The organism is Marinobacter vinifirmus (assembly GCF_002258215.1).
Lineage (GTDB): Bacteria > Pseudomonadota > Gammaproteobacteria > Pseudomonadales > Oleiphilaceae > Marinobacter > Marinobacter vinifirmus.
Window position 1 is genome coordinate 1 of the sequence record NZ_NEFY01000049.1, and the last position, 821, is coordinate 821.

The 821-nt window shown below is 52.4% G+C and carries 2 protein-coding genes; both read right to left on the reverse strand.

The genetic code is table 11. From position 1 onward, the window contains the following. Window positions 1–277 (reverse strand): GNAT family N-acetyltransferase (locus B9Q17_RS17905; protein ID WP_154707681.1); only part of this gene is annotated, 277 nt, incomplete at its 3' end. Between the two features lie 110 nt (window positions 278–387). Continuing rightward, a complete protein-coding gene (locus tag B9Q17_RS17910) occupies window positions 388–717 on the reverse strand; it encodes a hypothetical protein (protein ID WP_208618811.1) in 330 nt (109 codons plus the stop codon). Between the last annotated feature and the right edge of the window lie 104 nt (window positions 718–821).

Sequence of the window (821 nt, forward strand, 5' to 3'; positions counted from 1 at the left end):
TGCCGTTGCCCCAAAACTCTGATCTGATGAAATAGCCGAAATCCGGAACACCATCCATCTGCTTAATGCCGCAGAACCCAATAAACTCGTCAGTATCAGCGTTGGCTACAGCGAAGCGGGTCGGGTTAGTAAGCGCACTCTCAAACCACGAATCTGCCTCATCTTCAGCCAGGGCGCGACGAGGCCCAAGAAACCGCATTACCCGAGGATCTCGAAGCATAGATATGACAGCCTCTTTATCTTGGTGACGAAGATTTCTCAGTTTCACCGAAATCATAGGCCTGGCTTCACCATGTAACGCGAAGCTTAGCGGCGCCCTTGTAATGGAGGCGTAGCCGCAATGAAAAGGGCGTCCGGCGGCCATCGGCCGCGTACTACAGCGCCTGGTTAAACGACTAACTTCCAAATTCCCAGCCCAATGAACCCGACACCGCTGATTACAAAAAGTAATCCCAACGCTGAGTTTTTGCGGAGGTAGCCCTCGCCCTTCAACCAGGTCGGATTTCTTGGGCTTGGGGGAACAATTCGGGTCTGGAGCGGGTGGTTAATCCATTCCCCTATTCCGACCAATACTGTTCCAAGAGCGATAAGTTGCACGATGGAGTTCTCGACCCCTTTAAGCTCAACCGTCAGGGCAGTAATCAAGACGACCGCACCTACAACCAACGCTGCCTTGTACCAATAATCAATCTTCAGATTGTGCAGCGGATTACTCATGCCAAGTCCATTTTCGTTTAACGCCTGCAGCATGCGCGCCCTTGAAATGGAGCCGAAGGCGCAATGTAAAGGGCGTCGCCGTGCCTGCATTGGTTAGCACTTGT

What these genes read in the sequence shown, in the direction of transcription:
- B9Q17_RS17910 (WP_208618811.1), bottom strand. Translation starts at nt 717, where the DNA reads ATGAGTAATCCGCTGCACAATCTGAAGATTGATTATTGGTACAAGGCA.